Below are 23,188 nucleotides of genomic sequence, written 5' to 3' on the forward strand. Positions count from 1 at the left end.
GGGTCATATCCTCTATATTTTGTCTTTAATGCAGGGTGATCCCACTGAACTCCTGTATCTATGCTACCAACAACTATCCCTGTTCCATCTATTCCTAGACTCCAAACATCAGGCGCTCCAATTTTTTCGACGCCCCATTCTACATTATTAGTCGCTTGAACTTGAACTTCAGTAGTTTTTGCAGGCTCAATTAACTTTGTAATGCCATTAGGACTTATACTTTCAACCTCAGGCATGGCCGCTATGTTTTTCATAACTTCCTCTGTTCCTGTAACTGCCATACCATTTACTATATAAAACGACTCATAATCCTTTACATTTCCTTTAAGCTTTTCTTTTTTAATATAATTCTTCAAATTTGTCTGTGATGAATCTGATTTAATTCTTAATTCAGAAACGATTGATGAACGAACTACTAACTCTTTTTTTACATTTGATAGTTGCTTATTCTTAGCTTTAACATCATTAGCAACCTTTACTGTATCTACCTGATCCTTAAATTTTACAAGAAAGGTAGCTTGAGACTTATTTGCAAATTCTTTTTTAAGCTCTGGACTTATTTTATTCGCTATTACCTCTTTAGCTTCTTGGTTATTGCTTGACTCAATATTGTCCTTTGCATAAGCCTTAACATAATTTCCAGCTGGTGCAGCAAATGAACTAATAGTTAGTAATAAAGCTGTCGACAATGTAAGTAATTTTTTGGGTATTTTTACCATGTTTATACCTCCATATTTAGATTAAATTTACCTAACTAATCCTTTAACCTCCTTCCCCTTCACTGCTTGAAACTATTAAGTTATAAAAATATGTTTTGAGATTGGCAGCTCCTAAACCAATTACCGATTCTGTATCACAGTTATGTAGTTTCTAGCTGTATAAATGAATAGTAATAGATTATCCTTTCTAAAGATTCAGAATCTTCAGCGCATTAAAGTTGCTTCAGATCGTTTTCCCGGCTGCTGCATCTTATATCAAAACTTTAAGTTTTTACTCGAATATTGTAAAATCATGAAATTTTATTGAAACCATAACATTATTTTATTGATGTTCAACACCACTAAAAAAATGGATGCAGCTGTGCCAAAAGATCCGATAAGGACCCTCCTCCTAATAAGTCGATAGTCATGTTACACGATTTTATTCAGATATTTTACATGTCCTATTAAGGAGTTTTCCGAGCTTCTATTTAAACAAAATTTGTTTACCATACCGATCATTTATCATTAAAAATAATCGTAACAATATATCTAAAAGTTAGAGAGTTAGAGATTCATAGCAGTTATTATAATGTTTTTGGACTAGAGTAAAGCATACTACTTAAAAGTAGAGTCCTTCATTTATAATAAAATAGAGACATCACTAGGGCTTAAAATGGACCTTTTGGCTCCTGTTACACCAGTCATTATGTTACCCCCATACTAATAACGATGTTAGATTACATTTAAAAGAATATCGTTAAACGCTTTTCCAAACTTTTTGGATTATATTGATAAAAGATTGTGTTGTTAGTACGTTTTCTTTTCCCTTCAACATAATGATAGAGCTTTTTACTTTTACTTTGTTCTCAGTATTTAAGATTATGACTAAATCCCTATTGCTAATTTCATTTTTTCCAGACTTGGCAAATACAGCATTTACAACGAATATACTTCGTGAAATTGAACTCAAATATATGAATAAATTGTGTACATATTCAAATAAAATTTAAGGATTCTATCTTACAATTGGTCCAGGGCGATATATGTTTTTTCTACAAGAGGTTTTTTGCAAGATATCACCAACAACTTTACACTGAAAGCAGAGATCGATAAATATAGCGGATTGAATGAAGAAGTAGAGACTTGTGGAATTGGTATTGGTCATTCAGCATATGAGGCTGAAATTAATGTATGGAACGCTTTATTACAAAGTAGAAAGTGAGGAAAAGATTCATGGGTAGTTTGCTCAGATGATAAGAGAATCGCCGGTTTACTTGAACAAGAAGAACAAATTTCTTTTTCTTACATATCAGAAGAACTAAAATCCATAAGAGATAAAACCTCTCTCAGTGTAGCTACTCTTCATAAATTGAAATCGATTATATAAAAGCGTTTAAATGAAGAAATGAGTGCTAATGATCTCGCACAATATATGCAATTGCCCCCCCGTAGTGCTCGACTCCTTGTGGTTACAACATTAAAATCAATTGCGCCACACACTCCACGTGTGCAGTACACAATTGACAATACATGAGATGATGCTTTAGTTTACATCTAATCGCTAAATATAAAGGACATTTGACCATTAGTATGAATAAGAATTGGTGCCAAGTACTACAAGATCAGTTTATCAGTATCTAAATTATTAAGTACTCATACCGCTCTTCCCTCAAAGCCGTAAAGCTTTTAAATAACTGATTTATTAGCTGATCTAACTCTTGGCTACATTGAATGGTATTAGAATGAAGAAATCCATACCGCTTACAAAAATCATATAATTCATTTCTCTTTTTCTCTATTTCTAGTTTTACTTGTAGTTTTAATAAAGTATCCATCCCTAACCCCCTCTATCTAATAACTCTCCAGTAAGAATTCTATTTTGATGTGACTGCTGAAATAAGCTGCCCCGTTGTTATTTTCTGAAACTGTTACAGTATCTAGAAGATGAATGCCCGGCTTTAAAGTAATTTTATTGTTCAATTGATAGCAGGCTTGATTTTGTTAGTTCTCATGAAAGCTGGTGGGTAAACGCTCAAATCCATAATCCCATCTGTAGTCTCTTTTCTCTACTTATTCCTATAGAATAGAGAAATAAAGTGTAAAAAACCGGCAACGTCATAACGAAGCGTCACCGGTTCTTGTCATCATTTAAGTCAACTAGGATCTATCAGTAGTTTCACATTTGATGTCATAACATACCTGTTGCTGTATTTGTTTCATTATTTTTCTCTATATACAATAAAATCATTGAGTATATATCAGTTAAGGTACTGGTATATAGTGTTTATCTACCTCAATTTAGTACTCAGAAGTCTCAAAACTACTCAAAATTTGAATCTATTATTATTTAATCATTTTCACCAACGGCAATGTTTTGAACGTGATTTTATTGTTTGTGGCTGGTGTACTTGCTCCAGGTAGAACCTCTCCTGTTGTCCCCTGTTTCACACCACCACACTATTAAACCGTGTTATATCACAAAAAAAATATCGTAAAGCTTTTTTACTCTAAAGCATAAATATTATTCCAATTTTTTTGAATTATATTATTAAAAGATTGAATTGTTACTGAGTTTTCTTTTTCCTTCAACGTAATGATAGAGGTTTTTACTTTTACCTTATTCTCAGTAACTTTAATCGAGACTAAATCACCATTATTAATTTCTTTTCTCATACAGGCACTTACTCCCAATCCCACTCCGATATTATTTAATACTGCCTTCTTGATCCCGTCTAAACTTCCAAATTCAATTAGATTGTGTGTTGAGAGATTCGTTTGCCTCAAATATTTGCTCATAATCGACTCAAAATATCCATCAGTTTGATATTTAATTAAAGGAAATTTCATTAGTAGTTGGTCTTCTGTGTATCTAGCATATAAATCTTTAGAAACCACTAGAATCATGTCGTCCTCTGCAATTACGATGTTTGTAATTTCATGTCTACATAGTTCACCCGAAATAATCCCAATATCGTATTTATTCGATTCAATCCCTTTTATAATTTCATCTCTTTTGCAGGAATACAACTTAATCTGTACTTTGGGATATAGCTTCAAGAACTCAGAAATTACATAAGGAAAATAATTCGTACAATGGCTTTCACATGCGGCAATCGATACAATGCCATACTCATTTGGAAGTTCGGCCAATGATGATTCAATCTTCTCTACTATGGAAAAAAGCTGATCTGTGTATTTTTTAAGAATTCCACCTTCTGGCGTCAAATAGGTCTTCTTACCTATCCGTATAAATAGCTCCTGTTTCAACTCTTGTTCGAGCGTCTGAATTTGTGCAGTTACAGCAGGTTGTGTGAAGTTTAACTGTTGCGCAGCCTTTGTAAAATTTAAGTACTCTGCTACGTATTTAAAAGTTTTCAGATGTCTTAATTCCATTTAGTTGCTCCCCATCCATCAAATTTTTTAGACTGTTGCATAATAGAATAGTACTGAATACCAATAAAAAAATATTATGGCTTAAAGGGCATATTTAGCACGCAAAACTACGAGCTCTGTATTTGGATGAACCCATTAACTTATAAAATAGGTTTTGCGATGAGTCTTAAAACATTAAACTGTCTGTTCATCAATTAAATTAACTAATTGGTTACAAATCTATTACAACCTAAATGTATATCCATTAGATTGTGGTGACAAATGGGGTTTTATAAAGGACTTTTGACATGCGCATTTTTATAATTTAAATATTTTAAATAAAATAGAAGGAAAGATTGATTTCTGCTCTAGGCGCTTTCTTTCAGGGGGCGTTCGCCCGGAGAGGAAAGCAACTTCTCTAGTACTTAGTTAACTTCTCCCAAGAGTGTCTGTTTTACGAACGATCATAACACTCCTATAGGTCCAAAAAATAAATATTATAACAACCTATACTACCATTATTTAGGTGTAGTCATCACTCAGTCCCCCCATATTCAAAAAAATTACTCTTTTTTCATACGATGGGCACGCAAAGGAAGGAAACTACCAATCTAGTAAGAAAAATAATCTATAATTAGAAAAAAATGTTGATAAATGTAGAGATAAGGCGAAAAACGAGAGGAAAAACCCCACTTTGATTTAAGGGTATTTGATTCTTAAGCACCAAAAACAGCTATAAATTTAAGCTATTTTACTGGAGAAGAAATACATCAAAAGTCACAGTTAAAACCCCCATAGCTACTAATAGAAAATGGCATTACGATATAAATGTAATATTCAAGGCTTTTAGAAAGTAGTAATCGTTTACAAATATTCTGAAAAGTTTTTTGGAAAACGGGGGTCTTATGGAATTTAATTCATTAATCAAGAAAGCAGCTGCTGTGGCATTTTTAGCAGGCTTAATAATCTCCCCTATTCATTGGTGCTTTAATTAAAAACAATTAATTGAAATAAGTATTTAAAATCAACTTAAAATTAATCATACTTTTATATTTATAGAATCGAAAAAGAAAACCATCTCAAAACAAAATAAATGCTTTTAAGATGGTTTCCTTTACTTTTGTAAATTTATCTGTTGATTACTTTTTTAATTGGAGCCACAGCTTCTCATTCTCCTACTGTCCGATGCATGATATATGTAGCTAATGCCAGACCAATAAATGGATTGCTTTATAATGGACGAAGTATAACACGATTTCCTTAAGGTTATTAATTTAAAAATCAAGCAAATTTATCGTTTCTACGGTATTTTTTCACGAGATACGCTGCGTATTGATTTGCTTCTTCGACATTGCCTTTTTCCATATGATAGTCGAACAACTTTATCCCATAATGTTCAAATAAGCGAACATGTTCCATTTTCTGATAATAAGGAAATGCTTCTTTTTCAAGGTAATGGTAGTAAAGCTCTTTTTCGTTTTGAAGATTATATTTATGTAAATAGAAGAAATGTTTATAGATTGGATCGGTTATTTCTTCAGAAAGAGCAATACCCTTTTCGACCAATTGGAGCAATTCTTCGGATGATTTCAATCCTTGTTTCGTTAATGCATTTATATAACCTTCCAAAGAGGCTATATGAAGGGCCGTACGAGGGTCTTCTATGTCCATAGATTGTTTGTAGTATTCACAAGCTTTATCATAATTTCCTTGACGAACTTTCTGGTATGCGAGATTGTGTGACAGCAATGCTCTTTGATGGTCTAATCCTATGTATTCTGTCATCTCGATTAATCTTTGATATTCGATATCTTTTGGATCGTAAAACTCGTCCCGCTCTACTTGGACCAACATAAGCATTTCTGCTTCAATCATACGCGTAAAACTGCGTACTTCTGTGAAAAAGCTCAGGGACTTTTCGGCAAAATAATAAGCCAATACTCGTGAATTCAGAGAGTGATAGGCAAAAGCCAAATGATAATAGTACTCTTGGTTGTTATAATAGGTTAGATCAATTCCTTGAAAATATGAAATCGCCTTATAATATTCCTTATTTATCAATGCATTGATCCCTTTAATGTGAAGAAGCATGTTTTTTTCATATGGTGGAAGATCAGACCATTTGTCCATTTCAGCAATTAGAGATGTAGCTTGATGCCCCTGTCCTATCAATAAATAATATCTTGTGAGTATGAGCGTATAGAAACGATAAATATCCGGCATATGCAGCAGAGTAATAGCTTCTAATTGCTCCTTTAAATTCGTAGCCTTTGTTTTTAGTTTTAAAATGATCGATTCATGCCATTTTTTTAAAATGGAATCTATGCCATTGTATGTTTTAATTTCTATTTCCATATCAATGCCAAGCCGCTCTGACAGCAAGTTTATCGTTTCTTTAGAAACTTCTGTTAATCCTCGTTCAATTTTGCTAATATGTGTACTCGAACAGATGCCAATTCCTAAATCCTTTTGCATCATGCTCTGACGTTCACGATAGAATTTGATTATTTGTCCCTCTAGCATGATGATCACCTCACTTTATTCCCTCAATATGAATTTTTGGCTCTTATTTTACTAAAGAAAACCCCTCTCGAAATATTACAATTGAGTCTCTATGACTAATTTTAATAAATATTTGTATTTATTAAAATAACCAAATAATGGAAAATATTAACTATTATTATATATTGGTTAATAACTTGGGAGGATGATTCGTATAAATAAGAATCTATTAGAAATATTTTTCCTACTTGATCGAAGCGGATCTATGGCAGGACTTGAGAGTGATACCATTGGCGGGTTTAATGCTTTAATTGCAAAACAGTGCCAACTTGTTTGTGAATTGATTCTTACTACACTCCTCTTTAATGACGAGTATGAGGTACTGTGGAATGGGATTGATGCAAACAATGCAAGATTAACAGAAAAGGAATATTATGTTAAAGGTTGTACGGCACTGCTGGACACAGTGGGAAGGACTATTTTGGATGTTGGTTACAGATTGTCAAAAACTAGTGAGGTGAGATTGCCTGGCAAGGTGATTTTTGTCATTACAACGGATGGAATGGAAAATGCAAGTCGTGAATTTACGAGTAGCTGCTTTGGATGATCTAGGCAACAAAATTTCTCAATAAATCATTAAGGCCTATGGCTTGAGATAAGATTAATGGCCTATCCATCTGCAAATGATGAATAGGCTATTTTATCTTTTAACTAGACATTGTTATAGTTTTTTATAAAGTAATAAGCAATATTAAAGGGATACATCTATACATTAGGAAGGAGTATCACCTTTGAGAATTTTATTTTTGGATGATTTTTGTTTGCTGTAATCAATTAATCTTAGCTAAGGAGGTTAGAAGCATGACAGATTGGATATTGGATGGAGATGTCATCGCAGATGTGGAACGAGCCACATTTATTTTTACGTTTAAAAATAATAGTGATCAACCAATGCTTATTGAGTTTCCAACAAGCCAGTTTTATGATTATAAGGTGTATAATGCACAAGGAGAACAGGTGTATCATTATAGTAATGGGAAATTTTTTTTACAGGTGCTTAAATATGAGTCGTTAAACAGCCTGGAACAAATCCAATGGAAAAGTACGTGGAATTACAAAACGAATGATGGAGTGAGAGCACCTGCAGGAACATATACAGTAAATGTCATTTTAGAAATATGGAAAATAAATGACAAACTTGTTCATTCGAAGCCAGCTACTTCCTTTACATTCAATATTCCGCCTGAAAATATAGCCATTCGATAAGTGAAAGTTACAGGAAGAGAATTTAAAGCAGATGGTTCAGCTAAAATCTTTTATAGATTCACGGTTCCATCTGCTTTAATTTAATGTAGTTCAGTAATAATAATCTCCTGTTACTCCATCCCTCTCCAAACCGTATTCTTAAGTTCCCGTTATCTTCTATTCAAAATAAACCCTTGCTACACAACCCGCGTTTTCTCATTATTTAATCCAATTTTTTTAGATAAACTATTTTATTTTCATAATAAAGTCTTGATAAAAAAAGAGGGACAAGGCTTTGGATGACTACGATCTTCCCTTTCTCCTTCTCCCTACACTTGCCTTTTATCAGATGTTTATTCTGATTTTGGCAAAGGATTATTTTGTTAAGCAGAAATTTATTTTGTGGTTAACACTTTAATTTGAGTTCTGCCGCACACTCAACATGAGCAGTTTATAATTGACAATACATGAGATGTTGGTGAGTTACAACGTTCATCACAATCATAATAATATCGATTGATTGTGCTCGAACATTATATTACTCTTTTTCTCCATGGATATTTTTTAACATTTTGTTGTTTGACATGTTTCGACTTATGGTCTGAAAAGATTAATTTGTCCTTCGATAACTTTACAAGGACTTAAACTAGTTTTACGAATTTTTTACCAGAAGGGAAACTCTAGTTTAACGTTCATTTGATTTAATAGAGTTGTGGAAGGAAATCAATTTGCCAGGAGGAGAACAATGAATAAAAAACATTTTATTAAAAAGGTGTCTGTGCTTGCACTAGGATTATCCATATCCATTCCAGCTTTGACACATGCTGCTGTATCAGGAAATGGTCATGTAACAATTGATTCTGTAAGATTTATTGGGATGGAAGCACCAAAAACGATTGATAAAATGGTTCAAACCTATACGAACGCATCAATGGAAGTGAAATATAGCAATAGTGAAGTGAAGAAGTTCCCACTTTCTTATAAGAGATTATTTAAATCTGAAGACAACGTAGCAATGAACAAAGGAAAGCTGATTCCAGCAGGTACACCAATTGATGTGAATGGTGACCCAATAATGGATATAAGTATTGAAGGCAAACCTACATATTATGTATCAGATGCCCCAGATTCAAACAGTTTATTGAAGCCAATTGACGGAAAACTTTTCATGGTAACCCATTATGAATATCAAACAATCGATGCGGCTGGTAATTCAGCATATGGTATCGTTCCTGCATCCATGTCATTATCTACACTTCAACAAGATAAGCAAACGGGTGAATTGACACCTAAATCGGTTAAGAAAATTGATTTTTCAAGTGTAAATGGGCTTTGGATTCCATGTAATGGTTCCCTTTCGCCATGGAATACTCATCTAGGTTCAGAAGAGTATGAGCCGGATGCCCGCAGTTTTGAGCAAGATCCAAACTCTTCAGCAAGATCTTCGGTTGAAAGCTTTGCTAAGCTTTATTTCGGTGATAAATCAAAGGCTAACCCTTATTTTTATGGATTTATTCCTGAAATTAGTGTCAACAAAAAAGAGGAAGCTTCTGTTTCCAAACATTACAGCATCGGTCGTTTCTCACATGAATTAATGAAGATGATGCCTGATAACCGGACTGCTTTCTTTGGTGATGACGGTACTTATACAACGTTGTTCATGTATGTAGCCGATAAAGCGAAGGATCTTACTGCAGGTACGCTTTATGCCGCAAAATTCCACCAAACTGGTACTGATAATGGCGGAGCGGGTAACTTAGAATGGATAAAACTTGGCCATTCGACCGATAAAGAAATCAAACAAATCATCGACAGCGGTATCAAGTTCAGCGATATGTTCGAAACATCCGATGTTCCAAAAGAAGGCTTTAAAGCCATCAAGCAATATTCGTACGGTAAAACTGAATATTTAAAATTGAAGCCTGGCATGGAAAAAGCTGCTGCATTCTTAGAATCACGTCGATATGCAGCAATGCTTGGTGCGACTTCTGAATTTAATAAAATGGAAGGTGTAACTTTAAACGAGAAGGATAAAAAGGTTTACATTGCGATTTCCGATCAAAGCAATGGAATGGTTGCAAATGCTACGGATCCAGTAGATGATATCAAACTTCCAAAAATTAAATCAGGTGTTACGTATCAATTGGATTTAACAGACGGCCAAAAAGATAGTACAGGTGAAAAGATTAATAGTAAGTATATCGCTGCTAAAATGTCTGGGTTAATTGTTGGTAAGGATATGACATCAGCAGATGCATATGGAAACACTGCAGATGTCAATTCAGTAGCTAATACTGATAATCTAAGTTATTCTGAATCATTAAGAACATTATTTATCGGTGAAGACAGCGCAATGCATACCAATAACTTTGTCTGGGCTTATAACGTTGATACAAAGGAGCTATCTAGAATTTTATCAGTCCCAGCTGGAGCTGAATCAACTGGTTTGTTTGCGGCCGATGACCGTAACGGATTCTCTTACGTTATGAGTAACTTTCAACATCCAGGGGATGAATTAGAAGGGAAGAATATTACTGCAGTGGATAAAACCGCATTAAAACAGGCGATGGAAAAAGAAATTGGAATAGATCGCACTGGTGGAGTAGGCTATATTTCCGGGATGCCTTTTGTAGGTGATTTCCAAAATACCAACCGTGATGTAAAAAATGATTTGAAATAAAAATATTTAGAATCAAATTGTTTATCAAAAACATTCTTCTTGAAAGAGGCTGACTCAAAAGATCGTTTAAATGACGACTTTTTGAGTCAGTTTTTTTAACAAACAAAGAAGTGTAATTTTTGTTCTCCGATTTTATAATAAAGTGCAAATCCATCAGCCTCACCCTTATTATAAGTAAAAAAGGCAGCGCCCAAATGGGCTTGCTGCCTTACTTTAAAATGAGTTGCGCCACGCACTCAACGTGTGTCGACTGTAATTGACAACACAACAGATGTTGGTGGGTTTATCAACATTCTTGAAGAATTAAATTTAACAGTAAAATAATCAAAAAAGAGCATTGAATGGACACTGCCAATGCTCTTTTTATCATTTAAATATCAAATTCAAGCTTAAATATAAAAATGGTTTACTTACAATATAAATTATAGTCAAATGTATAATGAGACTTAAATAAAATGCAGTTCATGCTAAAAAAACTATAATAAGAACTTTTATATAACAATAAAAATAGCCTATCCATCATTGCAGATGGATAGGCTATTAAACTTATTTCAAGCCATAAGCCTTAATGATATCTTGAGAAATTTTGTTTCCTAGATCATCCCAAGCAGTTGCTCGTAATGATACATACTCAGCATTCTTCGGATTTTTGATCTTTGTTACCCACTTGTTATCTGCTGAACGCTCGAGGTTCACAGTCTTCCACGACTCACCTTCATTAAAGGAGACCTCTAATGTCGCTCCTTCTAGCTTACCGTAACCTGCTACACTTTCAAGTTTTGCAACAGATAGTTCGAGTTTAGCAGGACGTTCAGCAGGTGCGTTACCATTCATATCGGTATCAACCTTATAATCCAGTGAATAGAATGGGAGTAAAGCCATGGATTCTTCGCCTTTTTGAGACCAGAATGCCCATTCCGTATGCGTACTTAATGATGTTTTCCAGCGATTCGGGTCTCGCTTCGCATCACTTACTAGACGGTATTGTGTTTTTTCTTCTGGGACTGGTTTATTTGAAATTAAAATTTGTCCTTTTTCTTCTTGAAGAAGAGTATCTCCTTGATACAATTTAAGTGTTTGATATTTTACGGATTCTGCATTGTTCACATAACCTGTAGAGCCATTTCCTGAATCTGCCCAAGCAGGAATATTAAATCCTAAATCGTTCTCTATGCGGCGAGGTGCATAGCCTTTACTCAAACGCGGACGAACTACTGGAGAGAACCAGTCTTCCTGAAGTCTTTGTCCTTTTTCATACGTAACTAAAGGTCGGAAAACATCCCATGAACTGTCGGAAACGCTGGCTTTGTGAGCCCAGCGAGTATCTTTATCTACTGAAACCCACTCTGTTCGCACAGTAGGCAAAGGTAGTTTCTGTAAATACCTACTGCTCAAGCCCACCATATCATTCGGACGAAATTCATAACGCCACTCTAAACCAGGTGCTTCACGATCTGATTTGTAACGCGTGTCGATCTTAACGAGTTCACTGTTAGATGGTGCATATTTTAAATTATTGGGAATCTGGTCTCGATGAACATCAATCAAATCATATAAATATGATGGATTTGCTTCACCTTCAACAAACAGGTTCAGGTTGCCAGAACGTGCTGCTGCAATCACTCCATCGCCTTCACTCTTACTGATTCCAGCAACGGCAAGCGGAATGTCCGTCCAATCGGTGGTATTTCCTACATACCAATAGAATTCCTTATCTTCATTGTTTACGATAATCAACAGCTTTGCACCCGCTGTATGTGCCGCAGCGGCCTGCTCAGAAGGCGTAACTTCCGTGTTACGATCCACGACAACCGCTTTGCCATTTGCTTTCAAACGCTCATAGTCAGCTGGTGTTCCTTTTCCTGCATAAACCGTTGATAAGTTATATTTACCATCAAGAAGTGTGCTTCCCGGCAACGGTATATCATCCAACACTTTTCCTTTAAAATTGATCTCAAGGGAAGGTTTTATTAAACGCCAGCGAGTCGAATATTCGAATTTTCCTGTCGTAACTTTCTTTGTTGGGACAGCATACATTTTATCGTTCCATGGAAATAACAAATATCCAACGTACGCTGGTACGCCATCAACAAAGGTTCGGTCGTATTTCATGTACTGAAAACTTGGTTCTGCCTTCTTTGGTACATCGACTGTAATTTCTTTTGCTTTTCGAGCATCAAGTTCCACAGTTTGAGGACCGTCTAGCTTGATTTCAGGATTACCGACTAATGCTACACCACTATGATCTGTTTCAGTATCCACTTCCATATAAGACATGGCCGAATACGTACCAGGTGGTAAAAGAATTTCTGTTGTTCCTTCTCCATATACAAACTGAAATTGCCCTTCTTCGTTATGAATAAATAGGTAACCCGTATTAGTCGGGTTGCCATTACGATCCGTAGCCTTAAACGTTAGCGGATACCTCTCTTTTTCTTTCATCATGCCTATTGAAGTATGAGCCACTTGCTTGCCTTCAGAATCCGTTGCTGTTAGGTGCCCCTCATAACGAACGGGGTCGGCAAGCTTCGGATCTACTGTAACGGTTACGGTCTTTGTACCATTAGCCGGAACAGTGATTTTGTTTTCGGAAACCGTCAGCATACCCTCAGGTGCATTTTTACCATCTGCATTTTTAAAATCAGCTTGGAGATTTAGCGTAACAGCAGAATCGCTGTCGTTTGTATACGTGACCGTTTTTTGTACAGGCTGAGCATTATTATTAGGCCATTTGGACACAAACGATAGGGAACCAGTTGCTCTCACTCTGCTGAATACCGCTGCTTGTACATCCAGTCGTCCCGATCCGATATGGTAAGGTGAATAATCTAATCTCTTTGACGTACTCATCAACGCATCTTTCAGTTGAGTTCCATTCCACTCAGGATGCTTTTGCAAAAGGATCGCGGCAGCCCCCGCCACATGTGGGGTTGCCATGGATGTACCACTCTCACTCATATAAGATCCGCTTCCTGATATTAGTCCAGATTTAGCAGCAACAATTCCAACGCCTGGTGCAGACAGATCAGGTTTCAATCCCATATCTTTACGAGGTCCTTTTGATGAGAAATAAGCAATTTTGTCTGCCTTATCCACAGCACCGATCGTTAACGCAGCATCTGCAGCTCCCGGTGAAGCGATAGTTCCTTCAGCACCTGAGTTACCGGCAGCAATAACAAATAGTGCACCTGTTTCTTCACTTAGTCTATTTACGGCTTGAGACAGTGGGTCTGTTCCGTCACTTGCCCCGCCTCCCAAACTCATGCTTACAATTTTGGCTTTGTGTGCAGCCCATTCCATACCGTCAATAATCCATGAATCGTAACCGCTTCCAGAGTTATCTAATACTTTCCCTACTAGTAGTCTTGCTTCAGGAGCAACTCCTTTGTACTTACCTCCTGAAGCAGCACCTGTCCCTAATACCGTTGAAGCAACGTGTGTACCATGCCCGTCAGCATCATCAGCCGTTTGTCCGGGTACAAAGCTTTTTACCTCGTCTATTTGATTTTTTAGATCGGGATGATTCGGATCGACTCCTGTATCAAGTACCGCTACCTTAACCCCCTTACCTGTAAAACCAGATTCCCAAGCCGCCGGGGCACCGATCTGAGGTACGCTTTCGGCTAATGTAGCTTTCACACGACCATCAAGCCAGATCTTTTCAATGCCCTGGTCGAATTTTGTGTTAGATTTGGTTTTCTGGGAAGCCTCAGGTGTGATATCCTTCCAGAACGTCTTCGCTTCTTTTTTAGATTCTGCAAGAGCGGCACCATTAATACTTTCTAACACTCGAACCTTTTTTGCCCCTTTTGGATCGGCCTTCTTTGTTTGGACGGCTCTCGTTGTTTGGACAGCTCCCGCTGTGGGCTCTGTGTATTCTACGATAACTGGCAGGGAAGAAAGACTTTTATCATCATAGCCGTTCTCTATTAGTTTCGTTACATTAAACAAATCCTTGTCCAGTTTGCCAGCAGCCAGATAAGGGGTAGCTGAATTTGGTATGACATACGTATCTTCACCAATCGTTACCACTTGTACACCTGCAGCGTTCTGATCGGCAGGATCCACGTCTATGACACTCTTGCCGTTTTCTATCTTTTTAACCCTAACGACGTCGCCTGTGATCAAGGTGACCTTTTTCTCGTCAGATTCACTCAAACGATCAACAACAGCAGCATTCGCAAGTGTTTTTTCTAATGGGGTTTTATCATCGGCTTTTACATTATAATACGATGAACCAAGAACAACCGTAGATAAAGAGGCAGCTAAAAGAGTCTTCATTTTCTTTTTTTTCACCATACTTCCTCCTTTTAGATATGAATAAGTTCAGAAATATCTTGAAGCAAGATTCATTGTTGAATAAGGTAAATTAAGAGATTGCTAACAGGTTAAAAGGGACACCTCCTTGACCATCTACCGATTCTGTATCAGAGGTATGTAGTTTCTTTCTGTATATGAAATGAATAGATAATATTGAAATTAATAGAATTGTTTATATGTTAGATTAGGGCGACAAATATTGAGAAATTTCTTAAAAGCAGGGTTCATTGTTGAAAAAGGTAAATTAAGAGATTGCTAACTTGCTTCTAGCTGTAGAGGTATGTAGTTTCTAGCTGTAGAGGTATGTAGTTTCTAGCTGTAGAGGTATGTAGTTTCTAGCTGTAGGGGTATGTAGTTTCTAGCTGTAGGGGTATGTAGTTTCTAGCTGTAGGGGTATGTAGTTTCTAGCTGTATTAGAGATTCATTGCACGTGCTTTGAAGTTATAACACCTGAATTAAATAAATAATTGAAACTACTTCAGTTCATGTTCTTGCCTGCTATAGCATATATTAACTTTAAGTTTTTACGAGATTATTGTAAAATCATGAAATTTTATGGTAACCATAACAATATTTTATCGATGTTCAACAATATGCACTAAAGAGAATAAAGCCATCTATTCTTAGTAGAATCGTATATTATGATACAAGCCTAAACAATTGATGGATGAACTCATAAATCAGTCTGTTCTTTTTTTATCATATGTATAGCTTCTAATCCTGGAGGAATGAATTTAGCTGTTTCAAAAAACTTGAACACTAACATAGGACAGACTCTCGAATCAATAAATCAATGATCCTGTTCCTCGATATTGATTAGGTTTTTTTCTTTATTGTAAATGCCCTTTTAAATATGTACATTTTTGATTGCATAAGCTTGTACAAAGATGGTTGAGTAGAGAGACAAAAACAGCCATATTCTTCTACATACTAACGCCTTTCGCTTACGCTTCAGTTATTGGCAAATTTTAAGTTAGAACGGTTTAAATAACTAAACCACTCCAACTTAAACTATGAAATAAAATAATAAGATTATGTACATTCCCTTTCATGTACATTTATTCTCCAAAAAAATCTTATCGTACCAATAGTTCAACTTTAAATATTCAAGCATATTAGTACATCCTTATCCAAGCGAAAGTGTCCACCCCACTGGAAGAGTATTGGAAACAAATAGATCAGGAGATAACCAATCTAGAATCAAGAAAAGCTTGAAGAGTGCGAAAGCGAGCACTCTGTAATTGACTTAAGTAAAAGGCTAAAAGAAGTTTCATTACTAAACGATTTAACTCCTCAGGTTTTACACTCTTAAGTGAATAAAGTCACTAGTAATACTGAAGGTAATCTACGTATTCATTACAACTTTGTAAATCCTTTCGAAGAACAAGAATAGGCAACAACCACAAGGGTTAGTTGCCTTACTTTAAAATGAGTTGCGCCACACACTCAACATGTGCAGTATGCGGAAACATATCAACAGGCTGTAAATACTTCACTTCATAACTCTTACTTAATACCTTTAAATCCCTAGCTAAAGTAGAAGGATTACATGAAACATAAACTAATTTCTTCGGTTTAATCTGTAATACAGTATTTAAAAACTCCTCATCACAACCAGTTCTCGGTGGATCAGTTATGATAACGTCTGGTTTCCAGCCTTCTTTTAACCATTTCGGTAATACTTGTTCAGCTTCTCCTGCTTCGTAATGAGTATTTGTAAATCCATGGCTTAGGGCATTTGTTTTAGCATCGATGATTGCTTCTTTTGTTACGTCCATGCCTCGAACTTCTTTTGCGTCTTTTGCTAGCCATAGTCCGATTGTCCCTACTCCACAATAAGCATCTACGACTTTTTCTGTTCCAGTAAGTGCCGCTGCTTTTTTGACTTCATCATATAGCTTAACTGTTTGTTCAGGATTTAATTGGAAAAACGCTCTAGCCGAAAGTTCGAATGATAAGTCTCCAAGCTTTTCTTCAATTACTTCTTCACCTGATAAATAGACAGTTTCACGACCAAAGATTACTGAAGTCATTTGATTATTAATGTTTTGCATTAAGCTTGTCACTTCAGGAATTCGCTTTTTAATTTCACTGATTAGTTCATTTTTCTGAGGAAAATCTTTCGTTCCTGTTACAAGTACTAATTGGATTTGACCTGTACGTAACCCAACTCGCGCTACGATTGTTCGAATTACCCCTTTATTTTTTCGTTCATTATAAACAGGGATATTTAAACGAGTTAAAATTTTCTTCACTTTACCAGTAATTTTATTTAAATCCTCATGTTGGATTGGGCAATGGCCAATATCGACAACATTATGAGAGTTTTGTGTATATAGTCCAGCGATGATTTTATTTTTTTCTAGTCCAGCTTGAAGCTGACTTTTGTTTCGATAATTCCAAGGATTTTCCATACCGATCGTTTCTTTAATTGGTGTTTTTTCTAGTAAATCTTTCGCATACTTTTCCATTGCTTGGATGACAATATCGCGTTTATATCGAAGTTGTCCTTCATAAGATGCATGCTGAATTTGACAGCCACCACATTTTTCGTAGATTTTACAAGTCGGCTCTACACGATCTGGTGATGTTTTTCGAATACGTTGAATTTTCCCTTCAGCAAAACCGTTACGAACATTCGTTACCTCTGCTACTACTTCCTCACCAGGTAATGCTCCTTTAATAAAGACTACTTGTCGTTTGAAGTAACCGACACCCTCACCATTAATCCCAATACGTTTGATTGTTATAGGAAAAGATTGGCCTACTTCTAATTTATTTGTTAACTGATTGCTCATATATACAACTCCATTATTCTATGCTCTTCCAAAGATAAAGGGCAGCGTAGCTTCCAAACGGGGAAACCTGCTCTTTTACATAATCCATTATTTCTTTCGAAGGCTTTTCATCTAAATTTAAAAGCTTTTGAAGTGCAATTTGAATTCCAACATCACCAACCGGGAAAATATCTTTTCGACCTAGACCAAATAATAAGAAGTTTTCAACTGTCCAAGGACCGACTCCCTTTAGTTTAATTAACTCCTTAGAAATTTCATCCGAAGATAATGTCTGATAATCTTGATGACTTAAAACTCCCTCACTCCAAGCTTTAGCAATTCCAATCATATATTCAGCTTTTCTAGTACTCAGCTGCAAATCTCTTAACTCATCTATTGTTAAATTAGCAATTATTTCAGGTGATGGAAAAAACCACGAATTACCAATTCTTTCACCATACATTCGAACAAATCGTTTTGTTACTTGGATTGCAAATGTACGCTGTATTTGTTGATGAATAATACATGTAATTAAACAGGCAAAAGGATCATTAGAAACGGTTATTGGTGTATGTCCAAAAAGGTCTATTAGAGGAGAAATTGTAGTTTGTCTTAAATGATGATGTAGTTCGTCAAATTCTGTTTGCCATTGTAAAATAGTCGCAACTTCTTCGAGAATTTTCTCTTTATTTTCATGTTCACTAATGACTTCAAACAAAACCGGAGCATCATTTATTTTCTTAACCTTTACAACTACTTGATCCCTATCAATATAAAGTGGAATGCTTAACCGCTTTTCAGCAGAATGCACTGTAAACGTTGGCTCATGCTCTAATCTCTTTAAAACTTCTTCCCATTGATATGGTGTTTCTAAAGCAACCTCTTCCTTCCACATTCTCCCGTTCCTCCTTAATTACTCTGAAGTGTATTATAGCATAACAAGTACCGCTTAAGTAAATTTGTGTGAAACGCAAAAAAACTAGAGAATAATCTCTAGTTAAGGTGTGCATAAAATCTGATTTTCAGACTGATTGCAAGCGCTTGTCTTTCGAGGCGCGAAGCCTGGTGAGGAGCGGAGTTATCTTTGACGGTAATGAGCAACGAAGAAAGCGAGCATTTGTCAACAGTCTGAGAAATGCAAAAAAAGCTTGGGGACTAGTCAAGCTTTCTTTGACACATTAAATTTTAAGGGAATGGGGAAACTTTCAAGTCCAATTAGGTTTCAAAACTTATCAAATATCGCTACAGCGGTGTGGATATTTGCTATACATAAATGATAACGATTATCATTTTCAAAGTCAAGTGTTGGATAAAAATAATTTACTTTTTGCAGCTACTTTCTCAAAACGATTATTCCCCTCTTCTCTCCTCTATCTCAAAATATCTCCGTAAATAATTGGAAATAATACAAGTTATATACCTACTTACCATTCGTAAATTCTGTTCTTTCGAAGACGCATTAGGTTATAATTTATGATAAACTATTTAATTGAAAGTAGAGACTAGTGAGGTAAGACTATTATGGAAAAAGCCAAAGTTAGTGTAGTCGTTGTTGCACATAATCATGAAGATGTCTTAAAAGATTGCCTAAACAGTTTACAAGGTCAATCATTAACTGATATTGAAATAATTATTATAGACAACGGTTCATCTGATAATAGTAAAGAAATAATTGAGGAATATTCGAATTCACATAAAAATTTTCGCTCCATACCATTAGAGCTAATGACAAAAAACAAAGCGCGTAACATAGGTTTACATGAAGCTACTGGAGAGTTTGTGGCATTTATCGATGCGGATGATCTTGTTAATCCATCAGCCTATGAAAATTTATATAACAGTGCAATAAAAGATCATACTGATATTGCTTTAGGAAATATCCAATTATTCAATGGTACAAGAAAATGGGAGCACCATGAATTAAAATCAATCATAAAAAAAGATTTACCAACATTACGAGAGTTCCATAAACATCCGGAACTTCTGTTAAATCCTTCTATTAAAAACATGATTATTAAAAGAAGTTTATTAAACGATAATCAATTGCAATTCAATGAGTCTTTAACAGAACAGCAAGATTTATTATTTACCCAGCAATCTTTTATTTGTTCAAATAAAGTTTACGTAACTTCAGATATCGTAATTAAAGTGAGAGATTTAACGAACAGTGATGTCATTAAACAAACTAGTACGTTAGAATTTTTTGATAACCTTCTTGTTACTCAAACAGAATTAATAAACTATTATAATCTGAAAGATATCACCTCTCATTATTCACATGTAGAGAAAAAATTATGGGATTATTATTTAACGTCTTTACTGACTAAGGCTTACTATTTCCCTTCTGAACAGTACAATGAACTTTTAAGGATTTCATCGGATTTTGCTAAAAACTTGTCTAAAAATCTAATGGAAAATAATACTTCTAAAATTAGTAAAGTATTTTATACAGTTTTTCTAAATCAAGATCCAGAAGAATTTCATTTATTGATGACTCTATTATCAGATCGTACCTTACAAAAAGGTGCAGTGATGATAGAGGGAAAATATTATCATTATTTTGCAAAGTATTTTCCAAAATATAAAGAGTACCTAGAAATTAAGGAATTTAATTTACATCAAAAAATTGAAATCCTTTCGTTACGAGGTGACCGCTTGCAAGTTGGTGGCTTCGCATTTATCGAGGAAATTAATAATTTAGATTCTATTAAGGAATTACAGTTTAAAAACAAATCAAATGGTCAACTCATTACAGTTACACTCGAAACTCTTGAGCGTTCTGATTTGTCCTATCTTTTCTCAAAAAATAGTATCAATTATAGCGATGGTGGCTATAAAACAACTACAATTGAGCTAAGTAAAATATTAGCTGATGGCGATTATGAAGTGTTTATTTCAGTAAAAGTTGGAGATATTTCATTAAGAAAACCACTTCATATTTTCTATTTTTCAACAAAGGCAAATTCAAAACCAGCAACAACTAAAACACACAGTATCGTACCTTATTTTCCAAAGAAAAATTTACACATTCGAATCAAAAAAACAGGCTTACTCGGAAAATTAAAAACAAAGATCCAAAAATCATTCCGTGATATCGTTTATGAATTTGGGTTACTTGTACTAAGAAGAGAATGGAAATCATTCCTTATTTTTTACCTATACCGTTTAACCCAAAGATACTATCGAAATAAGCATATTTGGTTAATTGGAGAACGAAAAGATACGGCACAAGATAATTCATATCACTTATTCAAGTACATTCAAAAAAATAAAGTAAGAGATAACTGTTATTATTTGATTGATAAAAAGGCAAAGGATTACGAATATATAAAGGAATTCGGAAACATTGTACAATATGGCAGTTTAAAGCACACACTTTACTTGTTAACTTGTGATAAAACAATTAATGCCTATTCAGAGCGTGCAAACATGTACACTCACGAGTACTTACAAGTTTTAAAATGTCATCCTGAGTGGCAGCAAAATCAAAAAATCCTTATTCAACATGGCGTTATTGGAGTAAGTCGTGTAAATCATGTACTGAATAAAAATCGAATGGGCTATTCACTCTTTATCGTTTCATCTGATTTTGAAAAAGATCATATCGTTAACGAATTCGGCTATGCTGAAAATGAAGTGGCCGTTACTGGATTAGCTAGATGGGATGCACTTGAAAATACAGGGAATGGGAAAACCATTTTAATCATGCCAACGTGGAGAAACTGGAATAAAAGTACTCAGCAATTAATGAACTCTGAATACTTTAACCGTTATTTCTCTTTACTAAGTAATCCTGAATTACATCAAATACTAGAAAAAAATGATTTAAATATCATTTTCTATCCGCACTACCAAACTCAAATTTATATGAAGGATGTTCCGGATTTCCATAAAAGAATAAAAACAATCCGTCAAGGTGAAGAGACTGTCCAATCACTATTAAAAAGATCAGATTTATTAATCACTGATTATTCAACAGTTTCATTTGATTTTTCATATATGGAAAAACCAGTTATTTTCTATCAGTTTGACTATAAGCGATTTTATTATGAGCATTACAACCAAGGACCAATTACACAAGAACTACTTTTTGGTGAAGTTGTAACTGAAGAAGAGCAAGTTCTTAACGGAATAAAAAAATTCGCTAATCAAGATAAACAATTCTTAGAAAATACAGTTGAAAATCCATTTGTAATCAAAACACATAAGCAACACGCTAAACTAAACTACGAAGCAATCGCAAACCGTTAAAGAAAACTCTAAAATTGGCTACTACCAATTAAAGAATAAAAAAGCTAATGATTTAAGCAGTTAATAAAACTACTTAATCATTAGCTTTTTATTTTTTAGGTACATAAAAGTTCGGATCAAATCCGCTTCGTTCCATCATTAAGTCATCTAAACTTCTAAAATGATACCCACGTTTATGTAAGCCAGTAATAATTTCATCCATCGCTTCTGCATTATCCTTCGATACAGTATGCATTAATATAACTGCTCCAGGATGAATCATTTTCATTACATTATCATAAGCATATTTCCAACCTCTTTGTTGATCAACCTTCCAATCAACATATGCCAATGACCAGAAAATATTTTCATATCCTTGTTTATTAACTAGTTGTAAAGTACGTTCGCTAAATACACCTCTTGCAGGTCTGAAATATTTCATATCCGATCGGCCAGTCAATTCCTGGTATGCCATTTTAACTTGTTCCAATTCCTCAACAATCTTTTGATCACCAATCGTTGTCATATCAGGATGACTCCATGAATGATTTCCGACTATATGCCCTTCATTAACCATTCGTTTCACTAATTCAGGATTTTCCTTAATATAATGACCTGTTATAAAAAAAGTCCCATGAACACCATGCTTCTTTAAAACATCCAAAAACTTTGGTGTATAGCCATTTTCATACCCATTGTCAAAAGTTAGATAAACATCTTTTTTTGTAGTATCCCCTAAATACACTGACCCCGTATTTGATACCAATTTATTAAGTTGCTCACCAGCATCAGGTGGAGTCTCATTTTTCGCAGGAACAATCCCCCAGCCATGTGGCGTATTACTATAAGCAAATGTAGTACTAGGATATACTAAGAAAAAAGTAAGAATATATACAATTATTTTTTTCAATTCATTCACCTCACTTAAAAATAGTATCTGTTAAAAATAGTATCTGTAAATAATTTAGAAATATGAAAAGAATTGGTGCGCTTTTGAAATAAAACTAACATTTTCTAACATGGATTTTTGAAGAAAAGGAGACGCTTGTTTGACTGGATGTGTTTTTCGATTTAACCTGAACTTTTTTGAACTTAGGACCATTAATTTACCCTAAAATTAGACTTTTTCTTCATGATTTAACTACTTATTTGCACGTTAGAGAAGCTTATTTGCTATTTTCATTTATTTATTTGCAGATATGCCATTTTTATTTGCAGTTTTCGTATTTTTAATTGCTGTTATGCTATTTTTAATTGCAGTTTTCGTATTTTTATTTGCAGTTTCGTTCTTATTTGCAGAGTTAAAACGTTTATTTGCCCTTATCATATTTTTATTTGCAGCTCTCATTCCTTTATTTGCA

General features: G+C 34.8%; 13 protein-coding genes. 5 read left to right on the plus strand and 8 right to left on the minus strand.

The window, feature by feature from the left end:
* Window positions 1-719: protease inhibitor I9 family protein (locus AN960_RS00015; RefSeq protein ID WP_172795374.1), on the minus strand; the 719-nt coding region annotated here is incomplete at its 3' end.
* A gap of 1,048 nt (window positions 720-1,767) precedes the next feature.
* On the opposite strand from AN960_RS00015, the gene AN960_RS24230 reads away from it, so the two are divergent.
* A complete protein-coding gene (locus AN960_RS24230) occupies window positions 1,768-1,923 on the plus strand; it encodes a hypothetical protein (RefSeq protein ID WP_156339568.1) in 156 nt (51 codons plus the stop codon).
* 415 nt (window positions 1,924-2,338) lie between these two features.
* Here AN960_RS24230 and AN960_RS00020 read toward each other — a convergent pair whose 3' ends face one another.
* From AN960_RS00020 to AN960_RS00030, 3 genes are all read right to left on the minus strand, one after another.
* Complete coding sequence (locus AN960_RS00020; RefSeq protein WP_056465246.1) at window positions 2,339-2,536, minus strand: aspartyl-phosphate phosphatase Spo0E family protein; 198 nt, start codon at window positions 2,534-2,536, stop codon at window positions 2,339-2,341.
* Window positions 2,537-3,203: 667 nt separating this feature from the next.
* Entirely contained in the window at window positions 3,204-4,094 is an 891-nt protein-coding gene (locus AN960_RS00025; RefSeq protein ID WP_056465248.1) for a LysR family transcriptional regulator, read from the minus strand.
* Window positions 4,095-5,354: 1,260 nt separating this feature from the next.
* Window positions 5,355-6,596 carry a helix-turn-helix domain-containing protein gene (locus AN960_RS00030; protein ID WP_056465250.1) on the minus strand — a complete coding sequence of 414 codons (1,242 nt, stop codon included), beginning with the start codon at window positions 6,594-6,596 and terminating at the stop codon, window positions 5,355-5,357.
* Between the two features lie 184 nt (window positions 6,597-6,780).
* Between AN960_RS00030 and AN960_RS00035 the strand changes: the two genes are divergently transcribed.
* The 3 genes from AN960_RS00035 to AN960_RS00045 all read left to right on the plus strand — a co-directional run bounded on the left by AN960_RS00035 (window position 6,781) and on the right by AN960_RS00045 (window position 10,500).
* Window positions 6,781-7,182, plus strand: a complete 402-nt coding sequence (locus tag AN960_RS00035) for a VWA domain-containing protein (RefSeq protein WP_216600062.1) — start codon at window positions 6,781-6,783, stop codon at window positions 7,180-7,182.
* 254 nt (window positions 7,183-7,436) lie between these two features.
* Window positions 7,437-7,841: a BsuPI-related putative proteinase inhibitor gene (locus AN960_RS00040; protein ID WP_056465252.1), complete on the plus strand. Its 405-nt coding sequence runs from the start codon at window positions 7,437-7,439 to the stop codon at window positions 7,839-7,841.
* A gap of 724 nt (window positions 7,842-8,565) precedes the next feature.
* Window positions 8,566-10,500, plus strand: a complete 1,935-nt coding sequence (locus tag AN960_RS00045; RefSeq protein WP_056465254.1) for a PhoX family protein — start codon at window positions 8,566-8,568, stop codon at window positions 10,498-10,500.
* Between the two features lie 546 nt (window positions 10,501-11,046).
* Here the strand turns inward: AN960_RS00045 and AN960_RS00050 are convergent.
* The 3 genes from AN960_RS00050 to AN960_RS00060 all read right to left on the minus strand — a co-directional run bounded on the left by AN960_RS00050 (window position 11,047) and on the right by AN960_RS00060 (window position 18,492).
* Window positions 11,047-14,799 (minus strand): S8 family peptidase, encoded by a 3,753-nt coding sequence (locus AN960_RS00050; RefSeq protein WP_056465255.1) that lies wholly within the window; start codon window positions 14,797-14,799, stop codon window positions 11,047-11,049.
* A gap of 1,439 nt (window positions 14,800-16,238) precedes the next feature.
* Entirely contained in the window at window positions 16,239-17,618 is a 1,380-nt protein-coding gene (gene rlmD, locus AN960_RS00055; protein ID WP_056465257.1) for a 23S rRNA (uracil(1939)-C(5))-methyltransferase RlmD, read from the minus strand.
* A 13-nt stretch (window positions 17,619-17,631) separates the two neighbouring features.
* Window positions 17,632-18,492 (minus strand): DNA-3-methyladenine glycosylase family protein, encoded by an 861-nt coding sequence (locus tag AN960_RS00060; protein WP_056465259.1) that lies wholly within the window; start codon window positions 18,490-18,492, stop codon window positions 17,632-17,634.
* 626 nt (window positions 18,493-19,118) lie between these two features.
* On the opposite strand from AN960_RS00060, the gene AN960_RS00065 reads away from it, so the two are divergent.
* The gene (locus AN960_RS00065; protein ID WP_056465261.1) at window positions 19,119-21,848 is read left to right on the plus strand and encodes a bifunctional glycosyltransferase/CDP-glycerol:glycerophosphate glycerophosphotransferase; all 2,730 of its coding nucleotides are present in this window, start codon (window positions 19,119-19,121) and stop codon (window positions 21,846-21,848) included.
* Window positions 21,849-21,936: 88 nt separating this feature from the next.
* Here AN960_RS00065 and pdaA read toward each other — a convergent pair whose 3' ends face one another.
* The gene (gene pdaA / locus AN960_RS00070; protein ID WP_390313196.1) at window positions 21,937-22,746 is read right to left on the minus strand and encodes a delta-lactam-biosynthetic de-N-acetylase; all 810 of its coding nucleotides are present in this window, start codon (window positions 22,744-22,746) and stop codon (window positions 21,937-21,939) included.
* Between the last annotated feature and the right edge of the window lie 442 nt (window positions 22,747-23,188).

The organism is Bacillus sp. FJAT-25509 (assembly GCF_001420605.1).
Classification (GTDB): Bacteria; Bacillota; Bacilli; order Bacillales; family Bacillaceae_G; genus Gottfriedia.

Bases quoted from the DNA above. Each gene is read 5' to 3' on its own strand.
- AN960_RS00020 (WP_056465246.1), bottom strand. From the start codon at position 2,536: ATGGATACTTTATTAAAACTACAAGTAAAACTAGAAATAGAGAAAAAG.
- AN960_RS00025 (WP_056465248.1), bottom strand. From the start codon at position 4,094: ATGGAATTAAGACATCTGAAAACTTTTAAATACGTAGCAGAGTACTTA.
- AN960_RS00030 (WP_056465250.1), bottom strand. From the start codon at position 6,596: ATGCTAGAGGGACAAATAATCAAATTCTATCGTGAACGTCAGAGCATG.
- AN960_RS00035 (WP_216600062.1), top strand. From the start codon at position 6,781: ATGATTCGTATAAATAAGAATCTATTAGAAATATTTTTCCTACTTGAT.
- AN960_RS00040 (WP_056465252.1), top strand. From the start codon at position 7,437: ATGACAGATTGGATATTGGATGGAGATGTCATCGCAGATGTGGAACGA.
- AN960_RS00045 (WP_056465254.1), top strand. From the start codon at position 8,566: ATGAATAAAAAACATTTTATTAAAAAGGTGTCTGTGCTTGCACTAGGA.
- AN960_RS00050 (WP_056465255.1), bottom strand. From the start codon at position 14,799: ATGGTGAAAAAAAAGAAAATGAAGACTCTTTTAGCTGCCTCTTTATCT.
- rlmD (WP_056465257.1), bottom strand. From the start codon at position 17,618: ATGAGCAATCAGTTAACAAATAAATTAGAAGTAGGCCAATCTTTTCCT.
- AN960_RS00060 (WP_056465259.1), bottom strand. From the start codon at position 18,492: ATGTGGAAGGAAGAGGTTGCTTTAGAAACACCATATCAATGGGAAGAA.
- AN960_RS00065 (WP_056465261.1), top strand. From the start codon at position 19,119: ATGGAAAAAGCCAAAGTTAGTGTAGTCGTTGTTGCACATAATCATGAA.